At 66.1% G+C, this 25,936-nt stretch carries 29 protein-coding genes; 2 read left to right on the plus strand and 27 right to left on the minus strand.

Annotated elements, in window-relative coordinates:
- Positions 1 to 63: 63 nt before the first annotated feature.
- The 23 genes from nagZ to ACEI37_RS21645 all read right to left on the minus strand — a co-directional run bounded on the left by nagZ (position 64) and on the right by ACEI37_RS21645 (position 20,229).
- The gene (gene nagZ / locus ACEI37_RS21535; RefSeq protein WP_116378922.1) at positions 64 to 1,113 is read right to left on the minus strand and encodes a beta-N-acetylhexosaminidase; all 1,050 of its coding nucleotides are present in this window, start codon (positions 1,111 to 1,113) and stop codon (positions 64 to 66) included.
- A gap of 14 nt (positions 1,114 to 1,127) precedes the next feature.
- Positions 1,128 to 1,550, minus strand: a complete 423-nt coding sequence (gene acpS, locus ACEI37_RS21540; protein ID WP_018005144.1) for a holo-ACP synthase — start codon at positions 1,548 to 1,550, stop codon at positions 1,128 to 1,130.
- Positions 1,547 to 2,329 carry a pyridoxine 5'-phosphate synthase gene (gene pdxJ, locus ACEI37_RS21545; RefSeq protein ID WP_373378080.1) on the minus strand — a complete coding sequence of 261 codons (783 nt, stop codon included), beginning with the start codon at positions 2,327 to 2,329 and terminating at the stop codon, positions 1,547 to 1,549. Before pdxJ ends, acpS begins: the two co-directional genes overlap by 4 nt.
- A 38-nt stretch (positions 2,330 to 2,367) precedes the next feature.
- Positions 2,368 to 3,255, minus strand: coding sequence for a DNA repair protein RecO (gene recO / locus ACEI37_RS21550; RefSeq protein WP_373378081.1), 888 nt, complete (start codon positions 3,253 to 3,255; stop codon positions 2,368 to 2,370).
- Between the two features lie 53 nt (positions 3,256 to 3,308).
- Positions 3,309 to 4,244 carry a GTPase Era gene (gene era / locus ACEI37_RS21555; protein WP_174077865.1) on the minus strand — a complete coding sequence of 312 codons (936 nt, stop codon included), beginning with the start codon at positions 4,242 to 4,244 and terminating at the stop codon, positions 3,309 to 3,311.
- Positions 4,241 to 5,011, minus strand: coding sequence for a ribonuclease III (gene rnc / locus ACEI37_RS21560; protein ID WP_012353305.1), 771 nt, complete (start codon positions 5,009 to 5,011; stop codon positions 4,241 to 4,243). The genes era and rnc overlap by 4 nt, the downstream gene beginning before the upstream one ends.
- Before the next feature lies 1 nt (position 5,012).
- Positions 5,013 to 5,408 carry a DUF4845 domain-containing protein gene (locus ACEI37_RS21565; RefSeq protein WP_373378082.1) on the minus strand — a complete coding sequence of 132 codons (396 nt, stop codon included), beginning with the start codon at positions 5,406 to 5,408 and terminating at the stop codon, positions 5,013 to 5,015.
- A gap of 46 nt (positions 5,409 to 5,454) precedes the next feature.
- Positions 5,455 to 6,354 (minus strand): signal peptidase I, encoded by a 900-nt coding sequence (gene lepB / locus ACEI37_RS21570; RefSeq protein ID WP_373378083.1) that lies wholly within the window; start codon positions 6,352 to 6,354, stop codon positions 5,455 to 5,457.
- 98 nt (positions 6,355 to 6,452) lie between these two features.
- Positions 6,453 to 8,246 carry a translation elongation factor 4 gene (gene lepA / locus ACEI37_RS21575; protein WP_373378084.1) on the minus strand — a complete coding sequence of 598 codons (1,794 nt, stop codon included), beginning with the start codon at positions 8,244 to 8,246 and terminating at the stop codon, positions 6,453 to 6,455.
- Positions 8,247 to 8,439: 193 nt separating this feature from the next.
- Positions 8,440 to 8,745, minus strand: a complete 306-nt coding sequence (locus ACEI37_RS21580; RefSeq protein WP_373378085.1) for a glutaredoxin family protein — start codon at positions 8,743 to 8,745, stop codon at positions 8,440 to 8,442.
- Positions 8,746 to 8,751: 6 nt separating this feature from the next.
- The gene (locus tag ACEI37_RS21585; protein WP_373378086.1) at positions 8,752 to 10,239 is read right to left on the minus strand and encodes a DegQ family serine endoprotease; all 1,488 of its coding nucleotides are present in this window, start codon (positions 10,237 to 10,239) and stop codon (positions 8,752 to 8,754) included.
- A 130-nt stretch (positions 10,240 to 10,369) separates the two neighbouring features.
- Positions 10,370 to 11,449, minus strand: coding sequence for a MucB/RseB C-terminal domain-containing protein (locus ACEI37_RS21590; RefSeq protein ID WP_373378087.1), 1,080 nt, complete (start codon positions 11,447 to 11,449; stop codon positions 10,370 to 10,372).
- Positions 11,450 to 11,457: 8 nt separating this feature from the next.
- Complete coding sequence (locus ACEI37_RS21595) at positions 11,458 to 12,087, minus strand: sigma-E factor negative regulatory protein (protein ID WP_373380296.1); 630 nt, start codon at positions 12,085 to 12,087, stop codon at positions 11,458 to 11,460.
- A 120-nt stretch (positions 12,088 to 12,207) separates the two neighbouring features.
- Positions 12,208 to 12,807, minus strand: coding sequence for an RNA polymerase sigma factor RpoE (gene rpoE / locus ACEI37_RS21600; RefSeq protein WP_012353313.1), 600 nt, complete (start codon positions 12,805 to 12,807; stop codon positions 12,208 to 12,210).
- A 56-nt stretch (positions 12,808 to 12,863) separates the two neighbouring features.
- The gene (locus ACEI37_RS21605) at positions 12,864 to 13,472 is read right to left on the minus strand and encodes a hypothetical protein (RefSeq protein ID WP_373378088.1); all 609 of its coding nucleotides are present in this window, start codon (positions 13,470 to 13,472) and stop codon (positions 12,864 to 12,866) included.
- The gene (gene fabF, locus ACEI37_RS21610; RefSeq protein WP_373378089.1) at positions 13,453 to 14,685 is read right to left on the minus strand and encodes a beta-ketoacyl-ACP synthase II; all 1,233 of its coding nucleotides are present in this window, start codon (positions 14,683 to 14,685) and stop codon (positions 13,453 to 13,455) included. Before fabF ends, ACEI37_RS21605 begins: the two co-directional genes overlap by 20 nt.
- A 190-nt stretch (positions 14,686 to 14,875) precedes the next feature.
- Complete coding sequence (gene acpP / locus ACEI37_RS21615; protein ID WP_008644813.1) at positions 14,876 to 15,115, minus strand: acyl carrier protein; 240 nt, start codon at positions 15,113 to 15,115, stop codon at positions 14,876 to 14,878.
- A gap of 169 nt (positions 15,116 to 15,284) precedes the next feature.
- A complete protein-coding gene (gene fabG, locus ACEI37_RS21620; protein ID WP_373378090.1) occupies positions 15,285 to 16,034 on the minus strand; it encodes a 3-oxoacyl-ACP reductase FabG in 750 nt (249 codons plus the stop codon).
- Between the two features lie 16 nt (positions 16,035 to 16,050).
- Entirely contained in the window at positions 16,051 to 16,980 is a 930-nt protein-coding gene (gene fabD / locus ACEI37_RS21625) for an ACP S-malonyltransferase (RefSeq protein WP_373378091.1), read from the minus strand.
- Between the two features lie 82 nt (positions 16,981 to 17,062).
- Positions 17,063 to 18,043: a beta-ketoacyl-ACP synthase III gene (locus tag ACEI37_RS21630; RefSeq protein WP_373378092.1), complete on the minus strand. Its 981-nt coding sequence runs from the start codon at positions 18,041 to 18,043 to the stop codon at positions 17,063 to 17,065.
- Between the two features lie 52 nt (positions 18,044 to 18,095).
- Positions 18,096 to 19,175 carry a phosphate acyltransferase PlsX gene (gene plsX / locus ACEI37_RS21635; protein WP_373378093.1) on the minus strand — a complete coding sequence of 360 codons (1,080 nt, stop codon included), beginning with the start codon at positions 19,173 to 19,175 and terminating at the stop codon, positions 18,096 to 18,098.
- Between the two features lie 165 nt (positions 19,176 to 19,340).
- The gene (gene rpmF, locus ACEI37_RS21640) at positions 19,341 to 19,520 is read right to left on the minus strand and encodes a 50S ribosomal protein L32 (protein WP_010814675.1); all 180 of its coding nucleotides are present in this window, start codon (positions 19,518 to 19,520) and stop codon (positions 19,341 to 19,343) included.
- Positions 19,521 to 19,638: 118 nt separating this feature from the next.
- Positions 19,639 to 20,229, minus strand: coding sequence for a DUF177 domain-containing protein (locus ACEI37_RS21645; RefSeq protein WP_373378094.1), 591 nt, complete (start codon positions 20,227 to 20,229; stop codon positions 19,639 to 19,641).
- Positions 20,230 to 20,422: 193 nt separating this feature from the next.
- Here ACEI37_RS21645 and ACEI37_RS21650 point away from each other — a divergent pair, with 193 nt between their 5' ends.
- Both ACEI37_RS21650 and ACEI37_RS21655 read left to right on the plus strand, forming a co-directional pair.
- The gene (locus tag ACEI37_RS21650) at positions 20,423 to 21,022 is read left to right on the plus strand and encodes a Maf-like protein (RefSeq protein WP_373378095.1); all 600 of its coding nucleotides are present in this window, start codon (positions 20,423 to 20,425) and stop codon (positions 21,020 to 21,022) included.
- 25 nt (positions 21,023 to 21,047) lie between these two features.
- A complete protein-coding gene (locus ACEI37_RS21655; protein ID WP_373378096.1) occupies positions 21,048 to 21,779 on the plus strand; it encodes an SAM-dependent methyltransferase in 732 nt (243 codons plus the stop codon).
- 70 nt (positions 21,780 to 21,849) lie between these two features.
- Here ACEI37_RS21655 and ACEI37_RS21660 read toward each other — a convergent pair whose 3' ends face one another.
- Genes ACEI37_RS21660 through ACEI37_RS21675 form a run of 4 tightly spaced genes read right to left on the minus strand, consistent with a single transcriptional unit; the run spans position 21,850 to position 25,152 of the window.
- Positions 21,850 to 23,046: a S49 family peptidase gene (locus ACEI37_RS21660; protein ID WP_373378097.1), complete on the minus strand. Its 1,197-nt coding sequence runs from the start codon at positions 23,044 to 23,046 to the stop codon at positions 21,850 to 21,852.
- 23 nt (positions 23,047 to 23,069) lie between these two features.
- Entirely contained in the window at positions 23,070 to 23,468 is a 399-nt protein-coding gene (locus ACEI37_RS21665) for a Rieske (2Fe-2S) protein (protein WP_373378098.1), read from the minus strand.
- Positions 23,461 to 24,120 carry an HAD-IA family hydrolase gene (locus tag ACEI37_RS21670; RefSeq protein ID WP_373378099.1) on the minus strand — a complete coding sequence of 220 codons (660 nt, stop codon included), beginning with the start codon at positions 24,118 to 24,120 and terminating at the stop codon, positions 23,461 to 23,463. The genes ACEI37_RS21665 and ACEI37_RS21670 overlap by 8 nt, the downstream gene beginning before the upstream one ends.
- A gap of 30 nt (positions 24,121 to 24,150) precedes the next feature.
- Positions 24,151 to 25,152 (minus strand): RluA family pseudouridine synthase, encoded by a 1,002-nt coding sequence (locus ACEI37_RS21675; RefSeq protein WP_373378100.1) that lies wholly within the window; start codon positions 25,150 to 25,152, stop codon positions 24,151 to 24,153.
- Between the last annotated feature and the right edge of the window lie 784 nt (positions 25,153 to 25,936).

The following is a 25,936-nucleotide window of genomic DNA, read 5'->3' on the forward strand; positions in this document are numbered from 1 at the left end:
CGCAATAAAAAATGGCAGCCTCGGCTGCCATTTTTGTTTGCGCACGACGCGCGCCGCACGCGTTCAGGCGATCAGCTCGTGTTCCTTCAGCGTGCGCAGCGCGGCGCGGTACTCGCCCTCCTGCTGCAGCTTGTTCCAGTCCAGCGGCTTGCGACGCGCGAACAGCTTGCGGATGCGGCGCTGCGAGGGCTTGCCGATCTCGACGTCGAGCTCGCTCAGCAGCTGGTCGGCGCGCTCGGGGTGGTTGCAGATCAGCACCATGTCGCAGCCCGCGCCCAGCGCGGCGCGCGCGGCCTCGGTAACGGTGCCGGCGACGCTGGCGCCTTCCATGCTGAGGTCGTCGCTGAAGATCACGCCCTCGAAGCCCAGCTGCGCGCGCAGCACGTCCTGCAGCCAGTAGCGCGAGAAGCCGGCCGGGCTGGGATCGACCTTGGGATAGATCACGTGCGCCGGCATCACCGACGACAGCGACAGCCCCAGCCATTCATACGGACGCGCGTCCTGGCCCAGGATCTGGTCAAGCGTGCGTTCGTCGACCGGGATCGCCACGTGCGAATCCGCCTCGACGTAGCCGTGGCCGGGAAAGTGCTTGCCGCAGTTGCTCATGCCCGCCAGCAGCAGGCCATGGTTCAGGTGGCCGGCCAGCATCGACACCACGCGCGGATCGGCGTGGAAGGCGCGGTCGCCGATCACGGCGCTGCGGCCGTAGTCGAGGTCCAGCACCGGAGTGAAGCTCAGGTCGATGTCGCAGGCGCGCAGCTCGGCGGCCAGCACGTAGCCGCAGGCGACCGCCGCCTTGGTCGCGGCCAGCACGTCGCGTTCCCACAGTTCGCCCAGGCGGTGCATCGCCGGCAGGTGGGTGAAGCCATCGGTCTTGCAGCGCTGCACGCGACCGCCTTCATGGTCGATGCAGATCAGCACGTCGTCGCGCACCGCGCGGATCGCGCGGGTCAGCGCCTGCAGCTGCGCGCGAGATTCGAAATTGCGCGCGAACAGGATCACGCCGCCGGTAAGCGGATGCGCGATGCGGCGCGCATCTTCCGCGTCGAGCTGCTTGCCGACGACATCGAGGACCACCGGGCCCGGCCGCTTGCCGGAATTCTTCTTGGACATGGAAGGGGTTGGGTTCACAAGGCTGCAGGTTGAGACGCCGCCGCGCCGCTGCGCTCGGCAATGGCGAAGGCGACTGCATAATCATGTTCGTCACTGACACTGACCCGCACGACCAGCCCGCGTTCCGCCAGCCACGCGGCCAGCTCGCCATGGCATACCGCGGTGGGCTCGCCGGACGGCAGGTTCATCAGTTCCATCGCGCGCCACGTCATCGGCCAGCGCATGCCCAGGCCGATCGCCTTGGAGAACGCCTCCTTGGCCGCGAAGCGCGTCGCCAGGAACGCCAGGCCGCGCTTTTCCGAACGCGCCTTGCGGGCATGGTACTTGGCCAGCTCGTCGGGGCCCAGCACCTTTTCGGCGAAACGGCCGTTGGTGCGCGTCATCACGCCCTGCACGCGGGCGATCTGGATAATGTCGGTGCCGATGCCGTAAATCACGCCGGGGTGCTCGCGGCAGGATATTGCGTGCCCAGGCGCGCGGCCACCATGATCGCCTTCATCTCGCGCACCGCGTTCTCCCAGCCCGCGAATACCGCATGCGCGACGATGGCATGGCCGATGTTCAGCTCCTTGATGCCCGGCAGCGCCGCGATCGGCTGCACGTTGGTGTAGTGCAGCCCGTGGCCGGCATTGACCACCAGGCCATGCTTCTGGCCGGCATCGGCGCCGTCGGCGATACGGCGGAACTCGGTGGCCTGTTCGCCAGGAGTATGCGCGTCGGCATAGCGGCCGGTGTGCAGCTCGATCACTGGCGCGCCGCAGGCCGCGGCGGCGGCGATCTGGTCGGCCTCCGGATCGATGAACAGCGATACGCGGATGCCGGCGCCAGCCAGCTGCGCGCACGCCGCCTTCACCTGCTCGAAGCGGCCGGCCACGTCCAGCCCGCCCTCGGTGGTCACTTCTTCGCGGCGCTCCGGCACCAGGCACACGTCCTGCGGGCGGATCTCGCAGGCGATGTCGAGCATCTCCTGCGTGATCGCGCATTCCAGGTTCATGCGCGTGGCCAGCTGCGGGCGCAGCGCGCGCACGTCGGCATCGCGGATATGGCGCCGGTCTTCGCGCAGGTGCAGCGTGATCAGGTCGGCGCCGGCCTGCTCCGCCAGCAGCGCGGCGCGAATGGGATCGGGGTACACCGTGCCGCGCGCGTTGCGCAGCGTGGCCACGTGGTCGATATTGACGCCAAGGTCGATGACGCCCGGATTTGCGTGGAAGATCATGCGAGCAGGTGCAGGAGTAAGTCGGAGATTCTTGTCGGTCAGAGGTACTGCAGGTCGATCAGTATCTGGCGCGTCTTCAGCGGCGCGCCTTGCAAATAATAATGCAGCAGGAACCGCATCAGCGCGCGGCTTTGCGCGGCGGTCTGCGCGCGGCTGTAGTCGTCCTGCGCCATGTCCAGCAGGGTCTGGCCCGACACCACCGGCCACGTCGACGGATCGCTCGGCTGCGCGCGGCGCACGCCGCGCTCGGGCTGGTAGACGTAGTCGAGGCCCGGCAGCACCCGCTCGCCGGTGCTCAGGCACTGGTCGAACGCCACCGCGAAACCGGTTTCCTGCAGCAGCACGCGCTCGAAGCCGCGCAGCACCAGCCCGGCCGGCTCGCCATGCGCCAGTCGCGTCAGCGTCGACAGGTAATGGCGGAACAGCACCGGATGCGCGTCCTCGCGCGGGCAGAAGCGCATCAGCAGTTCGTTCAGGTAGAACGCCGACAGCAGCGCATCGCCGTCCAGCGGTGGCATGCCGCCGACCCACTCGGCCTTGGTCAGGGTCTTGACCTCGCCGCGGCCGCTCCATGACACCGAGACCGGATGGAAGTGCTGCAGCACCGCGCGCAGCGCCGAGTGCGGGCGCTTGGCACCCTTGGCCACCATCGACATGCGCCCATAGTCCCGCGTGAAGACGTCCAGGATCAGGCTGGTCTCGCGATAGGGCCAGGCGTGCAGCACGAAGCCGGGCTGCTCGGCCACGCGCGATTCGGGCCGCGCCGGCACGATGCGCATGGCGCGATCCATCATCGCGCGCGCGGCGGCGTCGGCCATGCCGGGCAGCGCGCCGCTGTCGAGCAGTTCGGCGGCCTCGTCGACCACGGGGTCGGCGCGCCGGGCCTTGGGCGCGGGCGCGCGCGCGATGTCAGCGGTCTTGCTCACGGGGCGCTCGCTGGGGGCTCGCTGTCGGGTTGGGCTCGGGACCGTTGCCGGGCTCACTCGTAGCCGTATGCGCGCAGGCCGGCTTCATTGTCGGCCCAGCCGCTCTTCACCTTGATCCACATTTCCAGGTAGACCTTGCCGTCGAACAGCTTTTCCATGTCCAGGCGCGCCTCGGTCGAGATCTGCTTGAGCTTGCTGCCCTTGTTGCCGATGATCATGGCCTTGTGCGCGTCGCGCTCGACCAGGATGGTGGCAAAGACGCGGCGCAGGCGGCCCTCAGTCTCGAACTTGTCGATGATCACGGTGCTGGTGTACGGCAGCTCGTCGCCGGTCCAGCGGAACACCTTCTCGCGGATGATTTCCGAAGCCAGGAAGCGCTCGCTGCGATCGGTCATGGCGTCGGCGTCGTACATCGGCTCGCCTTCCGGCAGGTAAGGCCGGATGATCTCGAACAGCCTTGCGATATGGTCACGGGTCTTGGCCGACATCGGCACCACTTCGCGGAACGGGAACAGCTGCCCCATCTTTTCCAGGAAGGGCATCATCACTTCCGAGCGGTTCTCGCCGATGCGGTCGAGCTTGTTGGTCACCAGCAGCACCGGCGTATTCTTCGGCAGCAGCGACAGCACCTTCTCGTCGTCGGCGCCGTAGTAGCCGGCCTCGACCACGAACAGCACCAGGTCCACCGACGACAGCGTGGACGTGACCGCGCGGTTCAGCGAACGGTTCAGCGCGCTGGCGTGGCGGGTCTGGAAGCCCGGCGTGTCGACGAACACATACTGCGCGTCATCGGTGGTCTGGATGCCGACGATGCGATGCCGCGTGGTCTGCGCCTTGCGCGAGGTGATGCTGATCTTCTGGCCGACCAGCGCGTTCATCAGCGTGGACTTGCCCACGTTGGGGCGGCCGACGATGGCCACGGTGCCGCAGCGGAACGCCGCGGCCGGGGTATCCGCCGCGTCTTGCTGCGGATGGGTAGATTCGGTCATTCCTTCAACCTGAGAGACAGCTGCGGATCCTGCGGCTGGGGTTGCTTGCGGGTCTTGCCGGTACGCTCGGCGCGGCTGCGCTTGAGCAGCTGCGGCACCAGCTTCTGGACTTCATCCAGCGCCAGCTTGGCGGCGGCCTGCTCGGCGGCGCGCCGCGACGCGCCGGTGCCGAACACCCGGACTTCCAGTTTAGGCACGGTGCACTCGACTTCAAACTGCTGGCTGTGCGCGGCACCGTGTGTGGCGATTACGTTATATTGCGGCAGGGCAATCTTGTGGCCCTGCAGGTATTCCTGCAGCAGGGTCTTGGCGTCCTTGCCCAGCGTGCGCGGATCGACCTGCTCCAGGATCGGGATATAGAGCTTGCGGATCAGCGCTCGCGCGGCGTCGAAGCCGGCGTCGAGGAACACCGCGCCGACGATGGCTTCGAGCGCATCGGCCAGGATCGACGGGCGGCGGAAACCGCCGCTCTTCAATTCGCCTTCGCCGAGGCGCAGGGTGTCGGACAACTGCAGCATCTGGGCGATTTCGTACAGCGCCTGCTGCTTGACCAGGTTGGCCCGCACCCTCGACAGGTCGCCCTCGTCGAGCTTGCCGAACATGCCATAAAGCATGTCGGCCACGGCGCAGTTGAGCACCGAGTCGCCGAGGAATTCCAGGCGTTCGTTGTGCTGGGCGCTGTGGCTGCGGTGCGTCAGCGCCTGTTGCAGCAATTCGGGCTTGCTGAATCGGTAGCCGAGTCGTTGCTGCAAGGCGTCGAGGTTCATATCAGTGCTGCGTTCCTGAATAGGTAATCAACAGGCTCAGGGGTCCGTAGACAGGCACCTCGGTGCGGTACGAGAAATCGACCGACTGGATGGTGCCGTTATCGTCTTCCCGGATCAGCAGGTCTTCGCCCTTGACCGCGGTAATGCGGTCGATGGCGGCCTGCTTCTCGAAGAATTCGACCACTTCACGTTTGTTGGCGGCGCGCTGCTTGGCATAGCCGGCGGCGCGCTTGACCGAAAAATATTCCACCAGGCTCGGGATCGCGCGCAGGGCCGGCAAGGCCACGCCGACCACGAACACCACAATCACCAGCAGCGTCCATACGGAAAATCCACCGGCGCCGCTCCGGCGCCATGCCGGATGGTTTCCTGCCCCCACCTTCCCAAATCGACCCATCGCGCCTGCCCTCGTTTTGTTGAGTGTTCTTGCGCCGCGGAGATGCTTATTTAAACGATCCCACGCGTCCGAAATTGCCCAGGTTCATCCAGATCACGAACGCCTTGCCGACGATGTTCTGGTCCGGCACGAAGCCCCAGTAACGGGAATCGAGGCTGTTGTCACGGTTGTCGCCCATGACGAAATAGTGACCTGCAGGTACCTTGCAAGTCACACCTTGTTGATTGTAGGTGCAGTTGTCCCGGTACGGAAAATCCGGATCCGCGCCGGCGATAAAGGCCGGGCGGTCGGCGTCGTTCAGGATGCCATGGTCGACGCTGCCCGGGAGCTTTTCGCGGAAATGACGCGAATAGGCCAGGCGCTCCTCGTCGAGGAAATCCGGCAGCGCGGCGTACTCGGCCGGCTTGCCGTTGATGGTCAGCCGCTTGTTGGCGTACTGCACCACATCGCCCGGCACGCCGATCACGCGCTTGATGTAGTCGAGCGACGGGTCCTTCGGGTAGCGGAACACCATCACGTCGCCGCGCTGGGGCTCGCCCATGTCCATGATCTTCTTGTTCACCACCGGCAGGCGGATGCCGTACTCGTACTTGTTGACGAGAATAAAGTCGCCGATCAGCAGCGTCGGGATCATCGAGCCGGACGGGATCTTGAACGGCTCGACCACGAACGAGCGCAGCACGAACACCGCCAGGATCACCGGGAAGAAGCTGGCCGAATATTCCAGCCACCACGGTTGGCGCAGCTTTTCTTCGGCCAGGCGCTTGCGCGTGGCGTCGGCATCGGCCGTGCCGAAGCTGCCTTGCAGGCGGCCCTGCTGCGAATCGAACTCGGCCAGCGCGAGCCGCGCCGAAGAGCGGCGCTGCCGCTCGAACACGAGCTTGTCGGCCACCCACGCCACGCCCGTGATCACCACCAGCACAAAAAGGATCAGTGCAAAATTCATGACGGCTTCTGGTTCTTGGAAATCCTGGTACAGCCTGTTCTGTCACCACGCCGGCAAGGCTGCCGGGCATGGCCCTGCCCCTGCCCTGCGCGCGGCAATTATTTGTCGTCGACTTGCAGGATGGCCAGGAAGGCCTCTTGCGGAATCTCGACGGTACCGACCTGCTTCATCCGCTTCTTGCCGGCCTTCTGCTTTTCCAGCAGCTTCTTCTTGCGCGAGATATCGCCGCCGTAGCACTTGGCCAGCACGTTCTTGCGCAGCGCCTTGACGTTTTCACGCGCGATGATATTCGAGCCGATCGCAGCCTGGATCGCCACGTCGTACATCTGGCGCGGAATGATCTCGCGCATCTTGGCGGCGACTTCGCGCCCGCGGTATTGCGAATTGGAGCGGTGCACGATCACCGACAGCGCATCGACCTTGTCGCTGTTGATCAGGATGTCGACCTTGACCACGTCGGACGGGCGATATTCCTTGAACTCGTAGTCCATCGACGCGTAACCGCGCGACACCGACTTCAGGCGGTCGAAGAAGTCCATCACGATTTCCGCCATCGGGATCTCGTAGGTCAGCTGCACCTGCTTGCCGTGGTAGCTCATGTTGATCTGCGAGCCGCGCTTCTGCGTGCACAGCGTGATCACCGAGCCGACATATTCCTGCGGCATATACAGGTTCACGGTAACGATCGGCTCCAGGATCGCCTCGATCTTGCTCGGGTCCGGCATCTTCGCCGGATTTTCCACGGTGACCGTGGTGCCGTCGCGCATCTCGACCTGGTACACCACCGTCGGCGCGGTCGTGATCAGGTCCATGTCGAACTCTCGCTCCAGCCGTTCCTGCACGATCTCCATGTGCAGCAGGCCCAGGAAGCCGCAGCGGAAGCCGAAGCCCAGCGCCTGCGACACTTCAGGCTCGAACATCAGCGAGGCGTCGTTGAGCCGCAGCTTTTCCAGCGACTCGCGCAGCGCCTCGTACTGGTTGGCTTCGACCGGATACAGGCCGGCGAACACCTGCGGCTTGACTTCCTTGAAGCCCGGCAGCGGCGCTTCGGCCTTGCGTTGCATGGTGGTGATGGTATCGCCCACCTTGGCCGCCTTCAGTTCCTTGATGCCGGCAATGACAAAGCCCACCTGCCCCGCGGTCAGCGCGTCGCGCTGGATCGACTTGGGCGTGAACACGCCCACCTGCTCGACCAGGTGCTGCGAGCCGGTGGCCATCAGCAGCACCTTGTCCTTGGGTCGCAGCGTGCCGTTGACCACGCGCACCAGCATCACCACGCCGACGTAGTTGTCAAACCACGAGTCGATGATCAGCGCCTGCAGCGGCGCGTCGGCATCGCCCTTGGGCGGCGGCACCTTGGCGATCAGCGCCTCGATCACGTCCTGCACGCCCTGGCCGGTCTTGGCCGAGCACGGCGTGGCATCCTGCGCGTCGATGCCGATGACGTCCTCGATCTCCTGGATTGCGTTGTCAGGGTCGGCCTGCGGCAGGTCGATCTTGTTCAGCACCGGCACCACTTCCACGCCCAGCTCGATTGCGGTGTAGCAGTTGGCCACGGTCTGGGCCTCGACGCCCTGCGAGGCGTCGACCACCAGCAGCGCGCCTTCGCAGGCGGACAGCGAGCGGCTGACTTCATAGCTGAAGTCCACGTGTCCCGGGGTGTCGATCAGGTTCAGGTTGTAGACCTGGCCGTCGCGCGCCTTGTAGCTCAGCGCGGCGGTCTGCGCCTTGATGGTGATGCCGCGCTCTTTTTCGATATCCATCGAATCGAGAACCTGCGCTTCCATCTCCCGATCCGACAGCCCTCCACAAAGCTGAATGATCCGGTCGGCCAGTGTGGACTTCCCATGGTCGATGTGGGCAATGATCGAGAAATTACGGATATGGTCCATCTAGTGTTCAGGAAGCGCCGGCTGAAAGCCCGGGCGACAACAAGCGTGAGCGGCCGGGCGCCGCGCGCCGCAAGGCGTGCGCGGGCGTACCGCGGGTTCGGGGGTGCAATTTTTGCGCCAATCCGCAATTTTACCGGATTTTCAATGACTTCCGGGTCGCCAAATGGTGACGTGGCGCGGATGCCGGCGGCGTTCAGCGCTCGGTGCGCGCTGCGCCATGTGAGGCAAGCCATACCCTTGTCGCCGTCTCGTCAAGGAAATAGTGACAAAGGGGCGCGGCATTCGCCGACGCGTCTGAGCGCAAGTCCGCCGGCGTGCCAGGCATCAGCACCGGTACCAGCTCGCCAAAGCGCGCCTCCAGCGCGGCATCGGCATCGACATCGACTTCATGCAGGATGAAAGAAAAATCGCGCCGGAGCGGCTCCAGCGCGACTTTCATGTCTTCGCAAAGATGGCAGTACGCCCGGCCGTACAGCGTCAGCGCGGGCGTGGCAGCCATCGCGGATCAACGCGCCGAGGCGGCGCCCGGTCGCAGCGTCAGCACCTGGGTGGCGTCGCCGCGCCGCACGAACACCGCGGCGATCCGGCTCTTGTCCAGGCCACGCACCAGTTCGTTGAACTGGCGCGCGTTGGTCACATCGGTGTCGCCCAGGCGCAGGATGATGTCGCCCGGACGGATGCCGGCACGCAACGCCGGGCCGTCGGCCACTTCGACTTCGACGCCGGACTTGAGCTTGAGCTCTTTCAGGCGCGTCTCGGACAGGTCGCTGACCACCAGGCCCAGCGCGTTGGGCTTGCCGGCCTGCGGCGCGCTGTCGTCCTTCGGCGTCGCCCCGCTGCGGGCTCGGGCCTTGCCATCCGGCTCCAGCTCGGTCACGGTGATGCTGACCTCGCGGGTCGCGCCTTTGCGCCACAGCTGCAGCGGCACGCGCGTGCCAGGCTTGGTCTCGCCGACCATGCGCGGCAGGTCCGAGGCGCGCTCGATATCGCGGCCGTTGAACTTCAGGATGATGTCGCCCGCCTCGATGCCGGCCTTTTCGGCAGGACCGCCCGGCTCGACGCTGCCGACCAGCGCGCCGCGCGCACGGCCCAGCCCCAGCGAATCGGCGACTTCCTTGGTGACATCGCCGATCGCCACGGCAATGCGGCCGCGCGTCACGCGCCCGGAGGACTTGAGCTGCTCCGACACCCGCATGGCCTCGTCGATCGGGATCGCGAACGAGATCCCCATGTAGCCGCCGCTGCGGCTGTAGATCTGCGAGTTGATGCCGATCACTTCGCCGCGCAGGTTGATCAGCGGACCGCCGGAATTGCCGGGATTGACCGCCACGTCGGTCTGGATGAACGGCAGGTAGTCGCCGGTGTCACGGCCCTTGGCCGAGACGATGCCGGCGGTCACGCTGTTGTCCAGCCCGAACGGCGAGCCGATCGCCAGCACCCACTCGCCGGCGCGGACCTTGTTGGAATCGCCCAGCGGCAGGCGCGGCAGCCCGCTGGCCTCGACCTTGAGCAGCGCCACGTCGGTGCGCTTGTCGGAGCCGATCAGCTTGGCCTTGAATTCGCGCTTGTCCGGCAGCGTCACGTAGATGGTTTCGGCGTCGGCGACCACGTGCGCGTTGGTCATCACATAGCCATCCTGGCTGATGATGAAGCCCGAGCCCACGCCGCGGCTCTGCTCTTCCTGCTGCGGCGGCTGGCCGCGGCGCGGCGGGGTGCCGGGTGCCGGGGCGCCGGGCATCGGCACGCCGAAGAAGCGGCGGAAGAACTCGGCCATCTCGTCGTCGCCACCCGGCACGCCGCGCTGGCGCACCAGTTCGGTGGTGCGGATATTGACCACGGCCGGGCTGGCCTTCTCCACCAGGTCGGTGAAGTCGGGCAGGTTGTAATTGGAAGCAGCGGCCTGGGCGTGGCTGACTTCGGCAACGGTCGGGCCGAGCAGCATCATGGCAGCCATGACCACGGCCCGCGCCAGGGCTGGAGATCTGAACATCATCGACAACTCCCGGGATTCAGCGAAAAGAAGAAAAACCGACTGGATGTGATCCCGTGGCGGGGGACCCCTGCGCTGGTTTCATAGAGCCGGCCCCGGACGGAATCCGGGCGCCGGCTGCACCGGCTCACGCTCAGTGTACCGTCTTGGGCGGACGGTACTCTACGGCCGTCGCAAACTGGCGCACGGTGCTCGCCGGCACCTCGCCCACCACGGTGATCCAGAAATCGGCAACCCGGCGCACCACGACCTGGGTTGCGCCGAGCGCGGCCACGCCTTCGCGGCGCGCGCGTTGCTCGGAAACCGGCTCAATGAAGACCGACAGGCCGGTCAGCCCGTCGCTGTAGACCACCTGCAGCACTTCGAACACCTGCCCGCGGGCATTGCCCGGGGTCGGCGCGCGCAGTTCGCCCAGCGGGCGGCGAACCTCGCGGATCTTGTGGAACCCCTTGAGCGGCACCGCGATCGTCCAACCCTCGTCGGCGATGCTGGTCGGCTGGTAGGTCACCTCATAGTGATTCCAGTTGCTGGAATTCTTGATCGCGCCAAGGATGCGCTGCTTCTCTGACGGGACGCCGATCTGCACCTGCGAGAACGCCACCTGCTCGAGCACCTTGCCGCCGTCGCCGATGGTCTGCGCGCGCATCAGCAGGCCGGAGTTCTTCTCCGCCCACAGGCGCACCGCATAGCGCGCGGCATCGTGCGGTTCCAGCGCAAAGACCTCGCACTCCATGCCGGCCACGCGCTCGGCGGGCATCTTGCGCATGTCGTACAGGTCCAGCACATCGTTCTTGTTGGTGGCGAGCAGCGCCGGGAAGCGGTCCTTGGCTTCCTGCTTTTCCACCACCACCAGCTTGGCTTCGGGGATCAGGCTATGGACCACGTCGTTCTGCCGCAGCACTTCGCGCGGCTTGCCGTCGAGGGTTTCCAGCCGCTCGTATTCGTTGTGGACGAGATCGCTGTAATGCTGGATGCGCGAGGCGTGCATGACGCTGCCGCGCTGATAGATCAGCGTGCCGACATAGTTCTCGCGCTGTGCGGCTTTATGGATCTTGTTGAGCCAGGCAGTGGCGTCGCGTCGGTTCAGCGTACTGTCCGCGGGCTGCGCGGTGGCCGCGGCAGCGCTCAGACACAAGGCCAGAAAAAAGGACCTACGCAGGGCCCTAATTCTCTGCGCGCCCGCTACATGGGCGGACGAACCTCCTTTGTGCATGTCCGGCATTATTCCTGCGTATTTTCCTGAGTGAAGTTTGCACCGTTGGCAACCGTGCGCATGGTCGGCACGAAAGCATCCGTTGCCACTGAAGTGCGATGCGCACGCAGGTATTCGTCCAGGCGCGGGTCGCGGATCATTTGCGGCGCGTCGCCGGCGACCGTCACGATGCCGGCGGCCTGGCCGGTGGCCGGCTGCTCGACACGGGCTACCACGGCGTCAGGCGTTCCGACCGTCGCCGGGCCGCGCATCTGCGGCACCACTACCCAGCTGACCGCGGCCACGGCGGCGGCGATCGCGGTGCCCGGCATCACGCGGCGCACCCACGACGGCCTGACCAGCAGACGATGGCGGGCGCTGGCCTGCGCCACCGCCGGCACCAGCACGTGCGGCTCGGCTTCCAGGCGCGCGGAGAAACGCGAGAGGAAATCGGCGGTGGGGCCAGCCTGCGTCAGGTCTTCGGACCGGAGCGCGTCGCCGATCAACTGGTATGTGCTCCAGTCGGAAAGGCCGGCCTCGCTCTTCGCGAGATCCAGCACGGCATCGACTTCGTGCGGCGCCAGTTCGCCATCCATCAATACGGAGATCTGCTCCGCTGCTTCCACTACATGAACCGACTGCTTATGAGCCTGACCCATTTCCCACCCCAAGACATTCCATTGAACACCGATAATCCCGTTACTGCTGTCGCTTATCGATGCAGGAATAGGCTGCAACGCTGGCCGCACGACATTCTTCTCTACCACCTGGACCGCCACTTACCACCGCTTGCCCTCTGCCGTTCCCAGCAGCGGGCGCAAGCGCTCGGCAATCGCCTCGCGCGCGCGGAAGATACGGGAGCGCACCGTGCCGATCGGGCATCCCATCGCTTCGGCGATTTCCTCGTAGCTGAGGCCCTCGATCTCGCGCAGCGTGATGGCGGTCCGCAATTCTTCCGGAAGTGCTTCCATTGCGCGGTTCACCGTCTCGGCGACCTGCCGCGTGTGGAGCATCGACTCCGGCGTATTGATATCCCTTAGTTGTTCACCGTCCGCAAAAGTTTCAGCCTCTTCCGCATCGATATCGCTGGACGCTTCCGGGCGGCGGCCCTGGGTGGCCAGGTAGTTCTTGGCGGTGTTGACGGCGATCCGGTACAACCACGTGTAGAAGGCCGATTCCCCGCGGAACTGGGGCAAGGCGCGGTATGCCTTGATGAAGGCATCCTGCGCCACATCCTCGACTTCAGCGGGATCCCTGACCAGGCGCGAAATCAGGCGAATGATCTTCCGATGGTATTTGGTCACCAGAAGTTCAAAGGCCCGCTTGTCGCCCTGCTGGACGCGTTCAACTAGGAGCTGATCGGCTTCGCGTTCGCTCACGTATGGCTCACCTGCAGTGTATCTCTTGGTTTGGTCGTCACGACAAACGTTGTATTTTACCTACGATTCTCAGCCCGCCCGGTGAAGCAACGCGCATCCTGTGACCGCAAGCTAACAAAATCGTTCCCTGTCCGGGCATCAGGTTGCACCCGCAGTGCAACTCGCGCGGACCGTCGCAGCCAGCGCGCCAGCTCGGGGCCGGCTGCCTGCCAGGGGAGAAGAATGACGCCGGGCATGGCCGGGCCGCCGGGAGCAAGGCACACCACCGTGGCGCCTCCGACTTGCCAGCACTGCTGCACGACGGCTTCGCGCCGCGCACCCCCCGGTGCTTCCAGCCAGAGTCGCAGGGGTCCTTCGGCGTCGGCGTCCTGCACGGCAGTACAGGTCCAGCGCAGGCCGCGCCACCATTCCGGCCACCCGCGCAGTGTCGCCACGGCGGCCAGCGCGAGGCCCATGCCCGCGGCGAGGTGCCACCACAGGAATCCGGCCTGGCTGCCGGCGATGGCGTCGGCCAGCGTCCGCGCCAGCAGCGCGAGCGCCAGCAATTCGCCGGCACAAAACACGAACAGGGCCCACCCAAGCGGGTGGACCCTGCCATGGCGCAGCCCCTTATGGAACCCCTTAAGGGCCCGCCTCAACCACGGATCAGGCGCGGCGGAAAACAAGCGTGCCGTTGGTGCCGCCGAAACCGAAGTTGTTCTTCACCGCCACGTCGATCTTCATCTCACGCGCCGTGTTGGCCACGTAGTCCAGGTCGCACTCGGGATCCTGGTTGTCGATGTTGATCGTCGGCGGCGAGACCTGGTGGTGCAGCGCCAGCACGGTGAAGACCGATTCCAGACCACCGGCGCCGCCCAGCAGGTGGCCGGTCATCGACTTGGTAGAGTTCACCACCATCTTGTAGGCCTGCTCGCCGAACGCCGCCTTGATCGCATCGGACTCGTTCTTGTCGCCCAGCGGCGTGGAGGTGCCGTGTGCGTTCAGGTAGTGCACCTGGTCGGTGTTGATGCCGGCATCCTTGAGCGCATTGACCATGCAGCGGCGCGGGCCGTCCATGTTCGGTGCGGTCATGTGGTAGGCGTCGCCGCTCATGCCGAAGCCGATCAGCTCGGCATAGATGCGGGCGCCGCGCGCCTTGGCCGATTCGTACTCTTCCAGCATCATCACGCCGGCGCCCTCGCCCAGCACGAAGCCGTCGCGGTCCTTGTCCCACGGACGCGAGGCCGCTGCCGGATCGTCGTTGCGCGTCGACAGCGCGCGCGCGGCAGCGAAGCCACCGATGCCCAGCGGCGACACGGTCGATTCGGCGCCGCCCGCCAGCATGGCGTCGGCATCGCCGGCCTGGATCAGGCGGGCGGCCAGGCCGATGCTGTGCAGGCCGGTCGTGCATGCCGTCACGGCGGCCAGGTTCGGGCCCTTGATGCCGTGGATGATCGACAGGTGGCCGGCGATCATGTTGATGATCGAGCCGGGCACGAAGAACGGCGAAATCCGGCGCGGACCGCGCTCGCTCAGCACGGCATGGGTATCCTCGATCATCGGCAGGCCGCCGATGCCCGAGCCGACCAGCACGCCGATGCGCTCGGCATTGGCTTCGGTCACTTCCAGGCCGCTGTCCTTCAGCGCCTGCGTCCCGGCCGCGATGCCGAAATGGATAAACGTATCCATGTTGCGGGCTTCCTTGGCCGGGATGTAGTCCTCGGCATTGAAACCCTTCACCTCGCCGGCGAAGTGCACGGACAGCGCGGAGTGATCGAATTTGGTGATGGTGGCGATGCCGGACTTGCCGGCTACCAGGTTGGCCCAGCCTTCGGCAACCGTGTTTCCGACCGGAGACACAAGGCCAAGCCCAGTGACGACGACGCGACGACGGCTCACTATGTTTTCCTACGGGTGCGTGAAACGGGAACGGAACGCGGAGTTGCCCGCCGCCGGCCCAGCTGGCCGCGCGGCGAAGCTCATTCCATTCTGCTTCTTCGAACAGACGAAAGCCACAGAAAACAGCAAGGCGCGGCCGCGACGGCCCGCCCACCTGCCTTCTGTGGCTCGGAATGCAGAGACGACGGGCTTAGGCCTTGACGTGCGCGGTGGCGTAGTCGATAGCCTGTTGCACGGTCGTGATCTTTTCGGCTTCCTCATCAGGAATTTCCATGCCGAATTCATCTTCCAACGCCATCACGAGTTCAACCGTGTCCAGCGAGTCCGCACCGAGATCGTTCACGAACGAGGATTCGTTCTTGATGTCTGCCTCGGCCACGCCAAGCTGCTCTGCCACGATTTTCTTGACGCGTTGTTCGATATTGTCCATGTAACCCTCCAGGGAAGTTCGACAAAAAGTGGGCGCATTTTAGCAGGTTTGGGACAACAGAAATGCTGCCTGCCAAGCTTTGCAAGAATCGCGCCCGATTGGTTCGGAAAACTACGACTTCCGGCAGCTTCTTCGGCCTTCTTGGCCGAAAAACCACGCCGGAAAACCATTAATTCATGTACATCCCGCCGTTCACATGCAGGGTGGTGCCGGTGATGTAGGCGGCTTGCGGACCGGCCAGGAAGGCGACCGCATTGGCGATATCCTCGGGCTGCCCGAGGCGGCCCAGCGGGATCTGCGTCTTGAGCGAAGCATGCTGCTCTTCGGACAGCGCCTTGGTCATGTCGGTATCGATAAAGCCCGGCGCGACGCAGTTGACGGTCACGTTGCGGCTGCCGATCTCGGCGGCCAGCGAGCGGGTCATGCCGGCCACGCCGGCCTTGGCCGCGGAGTAGTTCATCTGGCCGGGATTGCCGACCGAGCCCACCACCGAGGTGATGTTGATGATGCGGCCCTGGCGCGCCTTCATCATCGGGCGCAGCACCGCGCGCGACAGGCGGAACACCGAGGTCAGGTTGGTCTGGATCACGGCCAGCCAGTCCTCGTCCTTCATCCGCATCGCCAGCTGGTCCTGCGTGATGCCGGCGTTGTTGACCAGCACGCCGATGCTGCCGTGGCTCTTGACGATGTCGTCGATGAGCGCGTCGCAGGCAGCGGCGTCGTTGACGTTGAGCACGGCGCCCTTGCCCTTCAGGCCTTCGGCGCCGAGGTAGTCGGTGATGCCGGCCGCGCCGGCTTCGCTGGTGGCGGTGCCGATCACGGTGGCGCCCTGCCGGGCCAGTTCCAGCGCGATGGCGCGGCCGATGCCGCGCGAGGCGCCGGTGACCAGCGCAACCTGGTTGTCGAGTAGTTTGGTCATGCGGATGTCCTGTTGCTTACTTCAGCAGTGCCAGTGTGTCCTGCAGCGAGGCCGGATCGAAGATCGCGCCACCGCTCAGGTTGCCGTCGATGCGCTTGGTCATGCCGGCCAGCACCTTGCCCGGACCGCATTCGATCACGTGGGTGATGCCTTCGGCGGCCATCTTCTGCACGCACTCGACCCAGCGCACCGGCGCGGCGGCCTGGCGCACCAGCGCATCCTTGATCGCCTCCGGATCGTTGGCGATGGCGACGTCGACGTTGTTCACCAGCGGAATCGACGGAGTCGAAAAAGCCAGGCCGGCCATGCGCTCGCGCAGGCGGTCGGAGGCCGGCTTGAGCAGCGACGAGTGGAACGGCGCCGACACCGGCAGCGGCAGCGCGCGCTTGGCGCCCTTGGCCTTGGCGATTTCGCAGGCCTTCTCGACCGCGCCCTTGTGGCCGGCGATCACCACCTGCGACGGCGCGTTGAAGTTGACGGCTTCGACCACGCCGGCGGCCGATGCTTCGGCGCACGCAGCGCGCACGTCGTCATCGGACAGGCCGAGGATCGCGGCCATGCCGCCCTCGCCCACCGGCACGGCTTCCTGCATGGCTTGCGCGCGGAAACGCACCAGCGGCACCGCCTCGGCAAACGGAATCACGCCCGCGGCGACCAGCGCGGAGTATTCGCCCAGGCTGTGGCCAGCCACCAGTGCGGGCGCCGGGCCGCCGGCATCGAGCCAGGCCCGGTAGACAGCCACGGCGGCGGTCAGCATCACCGGCTGCGTATTGGTGGTCAGGTTCAGTTCTTCGGCAGGGCCTTCGGCGATCAGGCGGCCGAGATCCTGGCCGAGCGCGGCCGAGGCTTCTGCCACGGTGGCGCGCACCACGGCGTTGTCGGCGAAGGCATTGAGCATGCCGACCGACTGCGACCCCTGGCCGGGAAATACGAAAGCGAATTTCATCGGATGGAAACCCTAACAAGAAATCGGGAGCCGGCGCCGCGGCAGGCGTGCCTGCGTGGCACGCCCGGGCACCGGCCGCGTATTACATGCGCAGCAGCACCGCGCCCCAGGTGAAGCCGCCGCCCACGCCTTCCATCAGCACGGTGTGGCCCGGGCGGATGCGGCCGTCGCGCACGGCGACGTCCAGCGCCAGCGGGATCGAGGCGGCCGAGGTGTTGCCGTGCTCGTGCACGGTCGCGACCATGCGCTCGGCCGGCAGGCCGAGCTTCTTCGCCGTGCCCTGCATGATGCGGATATTGGCCTGGTGCGGAATCAGCCAGTCGACCTGGTCGGGCGCCACGCTTGCGGCCTCCATGGCTTCGCGCGCCACCTTGTCGAGCACGTTGACGGCGAGCTTGAACACCGCCTGGCCGTCCATGTGCAGGAACGGGTTGCCGGTGATGTTGCCGCCGGCGACGTTGCCCGGCACGCACAGGATGTCGACATGGCTGCCGTCCGAATGCATGGCGCTGGACAGGATGCCCGGCTCGTCGGACGCCGACAGCACCACCGCGCCGGCACCGTCGCCGAACAGCACGCAGGTAGTGCGGTCGTTGAAGTCGAGGATGCGCGAGAACACTTCGGTGCCGATCACCAGCACATTGCGGTGCGAGCCGCTGCGGATGAACTTGTCGGCGGTGGCCAGCGCGTACACAAAGCCGGAACACACCGCCTGCAGGTCGAAAGCCGGGCAGTGGTTGGTGATGCCCAGCTTTTCCTGCACGATGCAGGCCGTGCTGGGGAATACGAAGTCCGGCGTCGAGGTGGCGACGATGATCAGGTCGATGTCCTGGCGGTCGATGCCGGCGGCCTCGATGGCCTGCTCGGCGGCCTTGACCGCCAGCGTGCTGCTGGTCACATCGGGCTCGGCCCAGTGGCGCGCCGAGATGCCGCTGCGCGAGACGATCCACTCGTCGCTGGTCTCGATACCTTTCTCGGCAAGCTGCGTGGCCAGCTCATGGTTGGTCACGCGCCGCGGAGGCAGGTAGCTCCCGGTACCGATGATTTTTGCGTACTTGGTCATGTATTGTCGGATCGTATGGCCCGCCGGCACGCTCGACCGGCGCGCGTGGCGTTCAGGCGACGTGGGTGCTGGGATGCGCGCCAGGCGCCTCTGTCTCCGGGGCGGGCTGGGCACCGCCTGCGGCGCTGGATTTATCGGCAAAGGCCCGGGTGATGCGGGCGATCACGCCATTCTTGGCGGCATCATACCCGCGTTTGATGGCCCACTCAAAAGAATGGGCATCGGCCGAGCCGTGGCTCTTGATCACCAGCCCGCGCAGGCCCAGCAGCGACGCGCCGTTGTAGCGCGCCGGGTCGAGCCGCTTGGCCAGGCGCGACAGCACCGGCATGGCGACCGCGGCCAGCAGCTTGGTGAACCACGAGCGGGTGAATTCTTCCTTGATCATGCTGCCGATCATCTTGGCCAGGCCCTCGGTGCTCTTGAGCGCCACATTCCCGACGAAGCCGTCGCAGACCACGATGTCGGTGGTGCCCTTGAAGATGTCGTTGCCTTCCACGTTGCCGTAGAAATTCAGCTCCGAGGCACGCAGCAGTTCGCCGGCGCGCTTGACCACCTCATTGCCCTTGATGACCTCCTCGCCGATGTTCAGCAGGCCCACCGTGGGGTGTTCCTTGTGGTCGACGACGGCCACCATGGCCTCGGCCATGCGCGCGAACTGCAGCAGGTGCTCGGGCTCGCAGTCGGCGTTGGCGCCGAGGTCCAGCACCGTGGTGCCCCAGCCCTGCTCGTTGGGAATGGTGGTGGCGATGGCCGGCCGCTCGATGCCTTCGAGCGTCTTCAGCACGTAGCGCGATACCGCCATCAGCGCGCCGGTGTTGCCGGCGGAGATGCAGGCGCCGGCCAGGCCTTCCTTGACCTGGGTGACGGCAACGCGCATCGAGGAGTCGCGCTTCTTGCGCAGTGCCACCTCGACCGGGTCATCCATGGTGATGACCTCGGTGGCCTCGACGATGCTGACGCGCGGATGGTCCAGCGCGTGCAGCTTCTTCAGCTGCGCCCGGATGGCGTCGGGCAAGCCGACCAGCACCATCTCGGCATCGTCGTGGCGGGAAAGAAAACTGATCGCCGCGGGCACCGTCACGGAGACTCCGTGATCGCCGCCCATGCAGTCGATAGCGATTTTGATCGTCATTGTTCCTGGTACGGATAGCGCGGCGGCGCACGCCACGCCCGGCGGGAATCCCGAGCGCCCAACAAAAAAGCGGCAACGATCTTGCCGCTTTTTTGTGTCTGACCGATTATTGTCCGACCCACAGGCATGCGCGAGCGAGACGCAACGTCACGCCTAGCGAAGCTATCAGTCGTTCTTGGTCTTGATGACCTTGCGACCACGGTAGTAGCCGTTCGGGCTCACGTGGTGGCGCAGGTGGGTTTCGCCGGTGGTCGGCTCGACGGCCAGCGGCGCGGCCGACAGGTGGTCGTGCGAACGGTGCATGCCGCGCTTGGACGGCGACTTCTTGTTCTGTTGAACAGCCATGATGACTCCTTCGAGAATTTTTCAATATTAACACACGCATCCCGCCCAAGGCGTAGCCGGGGCCCGGCCGGATGCTTCAGATTCACCTGCAAGACCCAGCAGGCCGCGCGCTGCGGCTTCAGTGCCGGGTCTTCAGGCCGGCCAGCGCCGCGAAGGGCGAAGGCCGCTTTTCTTCCTCAGGCTCAGCTTCAGGCTGGGCCTCGCCGTCCGATCCGGTCACGAGGCTTTCGTGCACCGTCGGGCAGACGTCATGCTTGGGTGCCACCGGCAACGCCAGCAGCACTTCATCTTCTATCAGTTCCAGCAGCGAGAACCGCTTCGAGCCGGCGATCACGTCGACTTCGTCGTCGTCCATCGGCGCGGCGTCGGCCGCCTCTTCGCTTGCCACCACCTCGAAACGTGTCGCCGTATCGATCGGCTGGGCATAGGGCGCCAGGCAGCGCTGGCAATCCAGCCACATCCTGCCCTGCACCGTCACGTCGAGGAACAGCCGCTGCGCCACCGGGGCGCCGGGCTCGGCCGCCTCTTCGCGCACGAAGCCGGTGGCCGTATAGGCGAAGGTCTCATCGGGTGCCGAGGCTGGCGCTTGCGCGGCGGTCTCGGCTAAGATGCGCGGCAAATCCCGCACCGCCACGTCGCCGGCCAGGCTTTCACCCTTTCGGCACATGGCGAAGAGGTCAAGCGCGCGCAGGTCGATCGGCTGGGTCATGTGCGTGGCTCCTGTCGCAATACAATGACGGGTTCGCCACATTCCTCGCCTGACGGACTGCGGGCCGCGCACATTGGCGGCACAGCGCCCGGGTGCGGATGCGGCAAAACGCGCGATTATACGGTGTAAACCTTTCCGAGGTCAAAGGCCTTGCTTACGAAGCCACACGGCTTCTGCTCCGATTCTATTACTTATGTTTCCAGACCCACGCCCGCGGCTGATCCTCGGCTCCGGCTCGCCCTACCGCCGCGAACTGCTGGAGCGGCTGCGCATTCCGTTTGAAGTCGCCGTGCCGGACATCGACGAAACCCCGCTGGCCGGCGAAGCCCCCGAGGCCACGGCGCTGCGGCTGTCGCAACGCAAGGCCGAGGCCATCGCGGCGCGCCACCCCGGCGCGCTGGTGATCGGCTCCGACCAGGTGCTGACGCTGGACGGCGCCCAAATGGGCAAGCCGGGAACGCACGACAACGCCGTGGCGCAGCTGCGCCGCATGCGCGGGCGCACCGCGACCTTTCACTCGGCACTGTGCCTGCTGGATTCCCGTACGGGGGCCGCGCAGCTGGCCGACGTGCAAACCCGCGTGACGATGCGTGACCTCAGCGACGCCGAAATCGAGACCTACCTGCAGCTGGAGCGCCCCTACGACGTGGCCGGCAGCGCCAAGTCCGAGGGACTCGGCATCGCGCTGCTGGCACGGGTCGAGTCCGACGATCCCACCGCGCTGGTCGGCCTGCCACTGATCGCGCTGACCGGCATGCTGCGCCAGGCCGGCTACCCTCTCCTTTCCGCATGATCCGCATCCACCGCACCTACCCACGATGAGCGGCACCCTCTACCTGATCCCCAATACCCTCGGCAAGCGCGACGAAGCCGACCCGCTGGCCGACGTGATCCCGGCGGGCGTGCAGCAGGTCGCGGCCGGGCTGGACTACCTCGTCGCCGAGAACGCCAAGACCGCGCGCGCCTTCCTGAAAAAGCTGGGCGAAACCACGCCGCTGGCGCGCCCGATCCAGCAAATCGACATCCAGGAACTGAATGTCAATACGCGCGCCGACGCCCTCGCGGCACTGCTGGCACCGCTGCAGGCCGGCCGCGACGGCGGCCTGCTGTCGGAAGCGGGCGTGCCGGCGGTGGCCGACCCGGGCGCCGACCTGGTGCGGCTGGCGCATGCGCGCGGCATCCGCGTGCGGCCGATGGTGGGGCCCAGTTCGATCCTGCTGGCGGTGATGGGCTCGGGCCTGAACGGCCAGAGCTTTGCCTTCAACGGCTACCTGCCAGTCGATGCCAACGAGCGCGCGCAGCGGCTGCGCGAACTGGAACAGCGCTCGCGCAAGGCCAGCCAGACCCAGGTCTTCATCGAAACCCCGTACCGCAACGGCGCGCTGCTGGAGGCCATGCGACAACATTGCGCCGGCACCACGCTGCTGTCCGTGGCGGTGGACCTGACCCTGCCCGGCGAGACCATCGTCACGCTGCCGCTGTCGGACTGGCGCCCCGAGCGGATCGCGCTGCACAAGCGCCCGGCGATCTTCTCGCTGCTCGCCCTCTAGGGCAAACACTGGACGGAAATGACAAGGGGGGCGCTTGCCCCCCCTTGTTCACTCGCTGCCGCGCCAGGCTTCAGCGCATGCCCTGCATGCCGGTGCTCCACAGCATGGTCTTCATCGCCGCGGTGCCCACGGCCGCGCCGAAGCGCTTGGCCACGCGCTCGGCGATGTTCTCCTTGACCGTGTAGTCGACGATGTCCTCGGCCTTGAACAGGTCGCGCGCCACGTATTCGGCGCTGCCCAGGCCGTCGGCCAGCCCCAGCGCGACGCTGCGCTCGCCCGACCAGAACAGGCCGGAGAACAGTTCCGGGTCGTCCTTGAGCCGGTCGCCGCGGCCTTCCTTGACCACGTCGATGAACTGCTGGTGGATCTGCTTGAGCATGGCTTCGGCAAAGTCCTTCTGCTTCGGCACCTGCGGCGAGAACGGGTCGAGCATGCCCTTGTTGGCGCCCGAGGTGTAGAGCCGGCGCTCCACGCCCAGCTTGTCCATCAACCCGGTAAAGCCGAAGCCATCCATCAGCACGCCGATCGAGCCAACGATGCTGGCCTTGTCGACATAAATCTTGTCCGCCGCCGCCGCCACGTAATAGCCGCCGGAAGCACAGATTTCCTCGACCACCACATACAGCGGCTTGGACGGGTAGAGGCCGCGCAGCCGGTGGATTTCGTCGTTGATGATGCCTGCCTGCACGGGCGAGCCGCCGGGCGAATTGATCTTCAGGATCACGCCGGCGGCATTGCTGTCGGCAAAGGCCGCCTGCAGCGAGGCGTTGATCGCTTCGGCGCTTGCCGGCGTGCCGGCGGCGATTTCACCCTCCAGCGTGACCATCGCGGTGTGGCGACCTGAAGCGCTGATGGCGCCATCGCCCTTGAAGTCGAACACCGCGAACAGGATCAACGCCAGCAGGCCCAGGGTCACCAGCCGGAAAAAGATGCGCCAGCGCCGCGCCGCGCGCTGCTCGCGCAGCGAGGCGGTCAGCACTTTTTCCAGCACGTCCCGTTCCCAGCCTCCGCTCGCCTGTCCGCCCACCTGTCCGCCGCCGCTGGCGCCGGCGAGGCGCGCCTTGCGCTCGCGCGCTTCGCGCCGCGCGGCATCATCGCCCGCGCGGAGTTCGTCTTCCAGCGGGAAATCGGCACGCGGCGCGGTCACCAGGCGCTCCGACTCGGACTCGGGCACGCGGGCCGGCCCGCCCTCTCCGGCGGGCTTGCGCGGGTCCGGCTGCCCCGGTTCGTTGGTGTCGTCCGAAGGCGGTTTCTGTTGTTCTGTCATGCAACTCGCTCGTGGAAATCCATTCAGGCGCCGCCGGAAGCCTCGGCCGCGCGGTACGGGGCCCGCGGCAGCCAGTAGACCTGGCCGTCGCGTTCTTCGACCTGCAGCTTGGCCAGCGCGGCCCCGCGGCAAGGGCCGCCGACGCACTCGCCGCTATCCGGCGCGTACACCGCGCCATGAGTGGCGCACATCAAGTATAGGCCCGAGGCATCGAAGAACCGGCCCTCCTGCCAGTCCAGCTCCATCGGCACGTGCGCGCACTGGTTCAGGTAGGCATGGGCAACGCCGTCGAAACGCACCACAAAGGCGCCGATCTCGCGCCGGTCGAGCGCCACCGAGAAGCGCACGCCAAGTCCGCCCTCCTGCAATGCATCGGCGTCGCACAGCCGCACCGGCGCGTGGCCGGAGGTGGCCTCAGGCATGGGCCAGCAGCCACTCGGTCAGGTCGCTGATTGAACTGGCGCAGTGCACCGGCGCCATGGCGCGCAGCGACTCGGCCGGATGCGCCCCGTAACAGACCCCCAGGCCCTTGGCACCGGCGTTGGCCGCCATCTGCAGGTCATGGGTGGTGTCGCCGATCATCACCGTGCGCTCCACGTCCTGGCCCAGCTCGCGCGTCAGCTCGTGCAGCATGGCCGGGTGCGGCTTGGAGAAGGTCTCGTCGGCACAGCGCGTGGCGTCGAACAGCGCGGTCAGGCCGCTGGCCGCGAGCGCGCGCTGCAAGCCGACGCGGGTCTTGCCGGTGGCCACGCCGAGAAAATAGTGTTCCGCGCGCAACGTCTCGAGCATTTCGCGCACGCCGTCGAACAGCACCAGATCGGCGTCGCGGGTCAGGAAATGGTAGCGGTAGCGCTCGGCCAGCCGCGGGTAGTCGGCGGGATCCAGCGTCGGCACCGCGTATGACAGCGCATCCTTCAGGCCCAGCCCGATGACGTGGCTGGCGGCGCTGTCGTCCGGCACCGGCAGGCCCAGGTCCCGGCTGGCAAGCTGGATGCACTTGGCGATGGTCGGGGTCGAGTCCATCAGCGTCCCGTCCCAGTCGAAAACGATCAGGTCAAATTGTTGCCTGGCCATGGAAGTCCTTGTGGCGTTTGAGGCACTACCCTACTCCGGGGCGTGCAGTTCGCGCAATTGTTGCAGGAATCCGACGCAGTCGTCGGGCAGGGGCGCCTCCACGGACAGCGGCTCGCCGGTGGCCGGGTGGATAAACACCAGCCGGTGCGCGTGCAGGAACATGCGTTTGATGCCCGGCCGGGCGCCGGAACGCGCCAGCGACTTGTTCAGCGAGAAATCGCCGTATTTTTCGTCGCCGACGATGGGAAAGCCCGAGTGTGCCAGGTGGACGCGGATCTGGTGCGTGCGGCCGGTCTTCAGTTCGGCCTCCAGCAGCGTGAAGCCGTGGAAGGCCTCGATCCGGTTGAACACGGTATGCGAGGCCAGCCCGTCTGCCTGGACCCGCACCCGCCGCTCCCCGTCCGGCGTGCTGTATTTATATAGCGCCAGCTTCACGTGCTGGCGAGCGTTGAGAAATTCGCCGGCGACGCAGGCGAAGTAACGCTTGTCCATGGTGTTGCCGCGAATCTGCTCATGCAGGTGGACCAGTGCCGTGCGCTTCTTTGCCAGCACCAGGATGCCGGAAGTCTCGCGGTCCAACCGGTGCACCAGTTCGAGGAACTTGGCCTGCGGGCGCGACCGGCGCAGCTGCTCGATCACCCCGAAGGCGACGCCGGAGCCGCCATGCACGGCGACGCCGGCCGGTTTGTTGATGACCAGCAGGTGCGCGTCTTCGAACAACACCGGGAATTCCCCGGCCGGCACGGGAGCCGCGCCGGGTTGCGCCGTATTCGCCACACGCATCGGCGGGATCCGCACCACATCGCCCGACTGGAGACGATAAGTGGCGTCGATACGTCCCTTATTGACCCGAACCTCGCCCGAACGCAGCACCCGGTAAATATGGCTCTTGGGTACCCCCTTGGCGACCTTCAGCAGGAAGTTGTCGATGCGCTGGCCTTCGGAGCCTTCGTCAATCGTGACATACGCCACCTGTGGGCTGGCCGGCGCAGCTTCGGCAGCCTTTTCAATTTGATGGCGTAACTCATTCATTTTCAATATAATTTCCTCGCTGTTCCGGCTCGTGGCCGGCAGCGCAAGACCTGTGTAAGCGATGGATCTTCGAGTTTTATTCGATTTTTCGCATTCTACACTTGGGTTGCCGTCGACCCCGCCCGTCTCCCGCAATTCGCGTTACGCCAAGCGCCAGACGGGCAAATGGCAGCAAAAAGCAGCACGCACGGTGCCGCCGGCATGCAGGAAGTCGCCCAAAGGTGGCTTCGGCACGGGCAGGCGGTGACGTGGGAACTGAGTGTTCAGGTAAAACAGAATTTAAAGGCGGATGCCGCAGCCGGCATCCGCTTCGGTGAGAGAAGTCCCGCCCGCACCGGGAAACGGTGCCGGCCGGCAGGTTGACCTGCCGCCTGACTGGAAGTTACCGGCGCCCGGTCGCAGAACTCCAAGAAGTAGTAGGTGCGCCCGCCAGGAGAAGTCAGGCAGCAACGGCAACCATGCCGTGTCCGAAAAATTTGCTCTTTGACGCGTCTAGGCCTTCCGCGGCCGGCCGCGATGCCGCCGGTGCTGGTTGCGCCGGCGCCCAGCATCGCCTCCGGCACGGGAATGCGCCGGATGTCTGCGCAAGAGCAGCCTCCGGTGTTCTCTCCTGCCCTGCGGTCGTTACCCCGACGTCATCGCTCTCTTTCACCCGCGCCCAGCCGCTCGCATGTCTTGCGCAGCGGCGCTTTCCGGCAATTCTCGCGCCTCGCTCGCTCCCTCGCGTGCTCCATGGATCGCCGCGGACACCGCCCAGACGGTGCCACCCGCGACACTGGAGTGA

The organism is Cupriavidus nantongensis, assembly GCF_041726985.1.
In the GTDB taxonomy this organism is placed as follows: domain Bacteria; phylum Pseudomonadota; class Gammaproteobacteria; order Burkholderiales; family Burkholderiaceae; genus Cupriavidus; species Cupriavidus nantongensis_A.